This is a genomic window from Enterobacter cloacae complex sp. 385G4, from assembly GCF_057320665.1.
Genome location: NZ_JBXWDD010000012.1, coordinates 83,503 through 89,649, shown reverse-complemented (window position 1 = coordinate 89,649; position 6,147 = coordinate 83,503). Strand labels below are relative to the sequence as shown.

The window sequence follows — 6,147 nt, the reverse complement described above, 5'->3', positions numbered from 1 at the left end:
TGGATAGAGTACTCGGCTACGAACCGAGCGGTCGGAGGTTCGAATCCTCCCGGATGCACCATCTATTACTTCATATTGCTTTCGAAGTGATGTGAATATCGAGCAGTACAGTAGTAAATCCTGATGCATCCGTAGCTCAGCTGGATAGAGTACTCGGCTACGAACCGAGCGGTCGGAGGTTCGAATCCTCCCGGATGCACCATCTCTTCTAGTGATCCCCTTCGATGTTTAGTTCTTAATCACTCTCATTGTTATCACTTCGCAATCAGCGACAAAAATCCCCTTTTACGATAAAGTAATGCTTTGTTAATCGTTTAGCGAGAGCACGATGTACGCACAGTATGACGGTTTGATCTTCGACATGGACGGCACCCTCCTGGATACCGAACCCACGCATCGTCAGGCCTGGACCGACGTCCTGGGCCGTTACGGTATGCGTTTCGATTTACAGGCGATGATTGCCCTCAACGGATCGCCCACCTGGCGTATCGCACAGGCCGTGATTGAGCTGAATCAGGCCGATCTCGACCCGCATCAGCTCGCGCGTGAAAAAACCGATGCGGTAAAAGCCATACTGTTAGACACCGTGCAGCCTCTACCACTCATTGACGTCGTCAAGGAGTGGCACGGGCGTCGTCCTATGTCTGTCGGCACGGGCAGCGAGAGCGCGATTGCTGAAGCGCTACTCAACCACCTTGGCCTGCGCCACTATTTTTCTGCCGTCGTTGCTGCCGATCATGTTAAGCATCACAAACCCGCACCGGATACCTTCCTGCTCTGCGCAGAATTAATGGGTGTTCCACCCGCAAAATGCGTGGTGTTTGAAGATGCTGATTTTGGCATTCAGGCCGCGCGTGATGCCGGAATGGCGGCGGTGGACGTTCGCTTACTGTGAGTGACGCGCTGTCACTTGCCTCATTATTCGCCAGCAGTTTTTTAAGCTCCACGCTGTTACCGGGCAATTCGGAAGTGGTGCTGGTGGCGATGCTGTTGTCCGGCGTGAGTCAGCCCTGGCTGCTTGTATTAATAGCAACAATGGGTAATAGCCTTGGAGGGCTGACTAACGTTATTCTTGGGCGTTTCTTTCCGCTGCGCGAAAAATCGCGCTGGCAGGAAAAGGCAGTCGGCTGGCTAAAACGCTATGGCGCTGCCACGCTGTTATTAAGCTGGATGCCTGTAATAGGCGATTTACTGTGTCTGCTGGCGGGATGGATGCGCATCTCCTGGGGACCGGTGCTCTTTTTTTTGTGCCTTGGCAAGGCGTTGCGCTATGTTCTCGTGGCGTGGGCAACACTACAGGGTATGACGTGGTGGCACTAATTGGTGGAATGAATACGCGACCTTCAATCGTCAACCATTACAATTATGCTGAGTAACATTACTTTGACAGGCGGGAGGTCAATTTGATCCCGGACGTATCTCAGGCGCTGGCCTGGCTGGAAAACCACCCTCAGGCTCTGAAGGGTATTCAGCGTGGTCTTGAGCGTGAAACGCTGCGCGTTAACGCGGACGGTAGCTTAGCGACGACGGGTCACCCGAAGGCGTTAGGCTCGGCGCTGACACATAAATGGATCACAACCGATTTCGCTGAAGCGCTGCTGGAGTTCATTACGCCGGTGGACGGCGATATTGATCATATGCTGACGATCCTGCGCGACATCCATCGCTACACCGCGCGCAATCTCGGCGATGAGCGTATGTGGCCGCTCAGCATGCCGTGCTATATCGAGCAGGGCCAGGAGATTGAGCTGGCGCAGTACGGCACGTCAAACATTGGTCGGCTGAAAACGCTCTATCGCGAAGGTCTTAAAAATCGCTACGGCGCGCTGATGCAGACGATCTCTGGCGTGCACTACAATTTCTCTTTGCCGATGGCGTTCTGGCAGGCGAAGGGGGGAGAAACGGATAAAGAAGCGATCTCCGCCGGTTATTTCCGTCTGATCCGCAACTATTACCGTTTTGGCTGGGTGATTCCGTATCTGTTTGGCGCGTCGCCTGCCATTTGTTCATCGTTCCTGCAGGGGAAACCGACCACGCTGCCGTTCGAAAAAACCGAGTGTGGCATGTACTATCTCCCGTACGCGACTTCTCTGCGCATGAGCGATCTGGGCTATACCAATAAATCGCAAAGCAATCTCGGTATTACGTTTAACGAATTGCACGAATATGTGGCAGGATTGAAGCGGGCGATTAAAACTCCGTCGGAAGAGTACGCGAAAATCGGCCTCGAAAAAGACGGAAAGCGCCTGCAAATCAACAGCAACGTATTGCAGATTGAAAACGAACTGTATGCGCCAATTCGTCCGAAGCGCGTGACGCGCAGCGGTGAAACGCCGTCGGATGCGCTGCAGCGCGGCGGCATTGAATACATTGAAGTGCGCTCGCTGGACATCAACCCGTTCTCACCGATTGGCGTTGACGAGCAGCAGGTTCGCTTCCTGGATCTGTTTATGGTCTGGTGCGCGCTGGCGGATGCGCCGGAAATGAGTTCAGACGAACTGCTTTGTACGCGCACGAACTGGAACCGCGTGATTCTGGAAGGCCGTAAACCGGGTCTGACGCTGGGTATTGGCTGCGAAACGGCGCAGTTCCCGCTGGCTAAGGTTGGTAAGGATCTGTTCCGTGACCTGAAGCGTGTTGCCCGCACTCTGGACAGCATCGACGGCGGCGACGCGTATCAACAGATTTGCGACCAGCTGGTTGAATGCTTTGATAACCCGGAACTGACGTTCTCTGCGCGCATTTTGCGCACCATGATCGAGCAGGGGATTGGCGGCACGGGGCGTTCACTCTCAGCGGAGTACCGTGAGATGCTGATGCAGGAGCCGTTAGAGATCCTGAGCGAAGCGGATTTTGTCGCGGAGCGCGACGCGTCCCTGGTGCGTCAGAAAGAGGTTGAAGCGGCGGATACGGAGTCGTTTGAGGCGTTTCTGGCGAAGCAGGCTTAAGCAGAAAAGAAAAAGGCCACATCGCTGTGGCCAAAATATACATCTCTGAATTCAGGGATGATGATAACAAATGCGCGTCTTTCATATACTCAGACGTGCATTCTGTAGAAGAGTTCAGTTTATTTTAAAAAAAATCACTATCGGAGGTGACGTATGCCGTTATTAGATAGCTTTACTGTCGACCATACCCGTATGGAAGCACCTGCAGTCCGCGTGGCGAAGACCATGCACACCCCGCACGGCGACACGATCACCGTCTTCGATCTGCGCTTCTGCGTGCCGAATAAAGAAGTGATGCCGGAGAAAGGCATTCACACCCTGGAACACCTGTTCGCCGGTTTCATGCGTGACCACCTGAACGGCAACGGCGTTGAGATCATCGACATCTCTCCGATGGGCTGCCGTACCGGCTTCTACATGAGCCTGATTGGTCAGCCTGAAGAGAAACGCGTCGCCGATGCGTGGAAAGCGGCGATGGAAGACGTGCTGAAAGTGAAAGAGCAGAACCAGATCCCTGAGCTGAACGTTTACCAGTGCGGCACTTACCAGATGCACTCTCTGGAAGAAGCCCAGGAAATTGCCCGTCACATCATCGAGCGTGACGTTCGCGTAAACAGCAATGAAGAGCTGGCCCTGCCAAAAGAAAAACTGCAGGAGCTGCACATCTAGTATTGTGCCTGTGGATGCCCGGTGGCGCTTCGCTGGCCGGGCCTACAATCCTCATGACGACAACCACCACCTTCTCCTTTACCCATCGCCCGCTTGTGCCGTTTTCGCATGATTATGCTCATGGCGATAGCGAGCCGTGGCATGAGCACGACTGCGCGCAGCTGCTGCACAGCCTGACGGGCGTCGTGCGGGTCGATACCGCATCCGGCTGCTGGGTAGTGCCTCCCGGGCGCGGCGTCTGGCTACCGGCGGGAACACAGCACTCGCTTCGCATCACCGGCAACGTTGCAGCCCGCACGCTGTTTATCGATCCGCTGGCGCGAGCCGATCTCCCGGCGACCTGTCAGATCGTGCAGATCTCCCCGCTGCTGCGCGAGCTGATCCTCACCTCCCTGACGCTACCGGAGTCGTACTCGCCGGGAAGCCGTGACGAGCGCGTGTATGAGCTCATTCTGGATGAAATTCGCATCATGCCGGTGCTGCCGTTTCACCTGCCGGAACCGGAAAGTGAAGCGTTACGCCAGCTATGTCGGCAGGTCCGTCAGTTACCAGGTGAAAGCTGGAGCGGTCAACAGAGCGCGAGCTTGCTCGGCATGAGCGAGCGTACGCTGAACCGCCATTTTCAGCAGCAGACCGGGTTAAGCTACGGCGAGTGGGTGAGAAGGGCGCGCCTGCTGGAAGCCTTAGTGCGGCTGGCGCAGGGCCAGCCGGTGCTGCGCGTGGCGCTGGATCTGGGATACGGCAGCCACAGCGCCTTTACGGCGATGTTCCGCCGGGCGATGGGTATCTCACCCAGCGATTACTTTAAGAACGACTAACCGCGTTAAACAGCGCCTGAAGCGACGCGCGCGCCACGTCGCTGTCAATGCCCACGCCCCAGCTGCTGGTGCCGTCCTGGAACAGGCAGCGGATATAGGCCACCGAGCGGCTGTCGCTGCGTTCGCCCAGCGTATGTTCGTGATAATCCTTAATCACAAACGGCGCGTTGACCCAGCGGCTCAGGCCCTGCGCGGCAGCGGAGAGCAGACCGTTGCCCTGACCCTCCAGCTGGCGCGTTCCCCCCTGCGTGACGACGCTTGCCGTCAGCCGCAGCTGGCCGTCCTGCTGGCCGTCGCTGCGGTAGGATTGCAGCGCCAGCTGCGGCGTCGTTACCAGCCCGTAGCGCGTGCGGAATAGCTGCCACAGTGCGTTCTGCGTCATTTCTTTCCCGTGGCGATCCGTTTCCTGCTGCACGTGCTGGCTAAAATCCTGCTGCAGGGCGCGGGGCAGCTTCAGGCCGTGGTTTTGCTCAATAAGCCAGGCGCTGCCGCTTTTTCCTGACTGGCTGTTCACACGGATCACCGCTTCGTAGGTGCAGCCGATGTCCTGCGGATCGACGGGCAGATAGGGCATCTCCCAGCGATCGCCAGGCCTGCGGGAATCAAAGCCTTTCTTGATGGCGTCCTGGTGCGAGCCGGAGAAGGCGGTATAGGCCAGCCGTCCTGCCCACGGATGGCGCGGATGGACAGGCAACTGGTTGCAGGCCTCTACCGTTTCGACCACCCGATTCATATCGCTAAAGTCCAGATTGGGACTAATGCCCTGGCTGTAGAGGTTCATCGCCAGCGTTACCAGGCAAACGTTGCCCGTGCGTTCGCCGTTGCCAAAAAGGCAGCCCTCCACGCGGTCGGCCCCGGCCATCACCGCCAGCTCCGCGCTGGCGACGCCCGTTCCGCGGTCGTTATGCGGATGCACGCTGATGCACACGTCGCGGCGGCGGCTGAAGTGGCGGCAGAAATACTCTATCTGATCGGCATAGACGTTCGGCGTACTGACCTCGACGGTAGCGGGTAAGTTGATCACCATTGGCCGTTCATCGCACGGCTGCCAGATCTCCGCCACGGCTTCACAAATCTCCAGCGCAAACTCCGGCTCGGTAAAGCAGAAGGTTTCCGGGGAGTACTCGTACTGCCAGCGGGTTTCAGGGTTCTCTTCACAAAGCTGGCGGATAAGCCGCGTGGCGCGGGTGGCCAGCTCGACGATCTGCGCTTTCTCCATGCCGAACACCAGGCGGCGGAACAGCGGGGCGGTGGAGTTATACAGGTGGACGGTGGCCTGCTTCGCGCCGCGCAGGGATTCAAAAGTACGATGGATAAGATCTTCCCGCGCCTGTGTTAACACCTGAATCGTAACGTCATCCGGAATGCGGTTCTCTTCGATGAGCTGGCGGACAAAGTTGAAGTCGGTCTGCGAGGCGGACGGGAAGGCGACCTCAATCTCTTTAAATCCGCAGCCCAGCAGCAAATCCCAGAACTGCAGCTTGCGCGCGCTGTCCATCGGCTCGGCAAGCGCCTGGTTGCCGTCGCGTAAGTCTGTCGAAAGCCAGCGCGGCGCGCGGGTGATGGTCTGCTCCGGCCAGCGGCGGTCGGGCAATGAAACGGTGGGATAAGGCTGGTATTTGTCGGCGGGTGTATTCAGCATGATGCGCTCCTGTTGTCTTTTCACTATCGTGAATTGATTTCAGGAGCGCTGCTTTATCGAAACTGACATT

The 6,147-nt window shown here is 57.1% G+C and carries 6 protein-coding genes and 1 tRNA gene; 6 read left to right on the top strand and 1 reads right to left on the bottom strand.

Going from position 1 to position 6,147, the window contains the following annotated elements; genetic code table 11:
- Positions 1–125: 125 nt before the first annotated feature.
- The 6 genes from AC2FAJ_RS21280 (at position 126) to AC2FAJ_RS21255 (ending at position 4,435) form a co-directional block, all read left to right on the top strand.
- A tRNA-Arg gene (locus tag AC2FAJ_RS21280) sits at positions 126–202 on the top strand.
- Positions 203–328: 126 nt separating this feature from the next.
- The gene (yqaB, locus tag AC2FAJ_RS21275) at positions 329–895 is read left to right on the top strand and encodes a fructose-1-phosphate/6-phosphogluconate phosphatase (RefSeq protein WP_047364386.1); all 567 of its coding nucleotides are present in this window, start codon (positions 329–331) and stop codon (positions 893–895) included.
- Positions 892–1,320, top strand: a complete 429-nt coding sequence (locus AC2FAJ_RS21270; protein ID WP_047364384.1) for a YqaA family protein — start codon at positions 892–894, stop codon at positions 1,318–1,320. Before yqaB ends, AC2FAJ_RS21270 begins: the two co-directional genes overlap by 4 nt.
- Positions 1,321–1,403: 83 nt before the next feature.
- The gene (gene gshA, locus AC2FAJ_RS21265; RefSeq protein ID WP_041908520.1) at positions 1,404–2,948 is read left to right on the top strand and encodes a glutamate--cysteine ligase; all 1,545 of its coding nucleotides are present in this window, start codon (positions 1,404–1,406) and stop codon (positions 2,946–2,948) included.
- A gap of 153 nt (positions 2,949–3,101) precedes the next feature.
- The gene (gene luxS / locus AC2FAJ_RS21260; protein ID WP_008499539.1) at positions 3,102–3,617 is read left to right on the top strand and encodes an S-ribosylhomocysteine lyase; all 516 of its coding nucleotides are present in this window, start codon (positions 3,102–3,104) and stop codon (positions 3,615–3,617) included.
- 53 nt (positions 3,618–3,670) lie between these two features.
- Positions 3,671–4,435, top strand: coding sequence for an AraC family transcriptional regulator (locus AC2FAJ_RS21255; protein ID WP_045260898.1), 765 nt, complete (start codon positions 3,671–3,673; stop codon positions 4,433–4,435).
- On the opposite strand, the gene leuA is transcribed toward AC2FAJ_RS21255, so the two are convergent.
- The gene (leuA, locus tag AC2FAJ_RS21250) at positions 4,422–6,077 is read right to left on the bottom strand and encodes a 2-isopropylmalate synthase (protein WP_485454498.1); all 1,656 of its coding nucleotides are present in this window, start codon (positions 6,075–6,077) and stop codon (positions 4,422–4,424) included. The genes AC2FAJ_RS21255 and leuA overlap by 14 nt on opposite strands.
- Positions 6,078–6,147: the final 70 nt, after the last annotated feature.

Bases quoted from the DNA above. Each gene is read 5' to 3' on its own strand.
- leuA (WP_485454498.1), bottom strand. From the start codon at position 6,077: ATGCTGAATACACCCGCCGACAAATACCAGCCTTATCCCACCGTTTCA.
- AC2FAJ_RS21255 (WP_045260898.1), top strand. From the start codon at position 3,671: ATGACGACAACCACCACCTTCTCCTTTACCCATCGCCCGCTTGTGCCG.
- luxS (WP_008499539.1), top strand. From the start codon at position 3,102: ATGCCGTTATTAGATAGCTTTACTGTCGACCATACCCGTATGGAAGCA.
- yqaB (WP_047364386.1), top strand. From the start codon at position 329: ATGTACGCACAGTATGACGGTTTGATCTTCGACATGGACGGCACCCTC.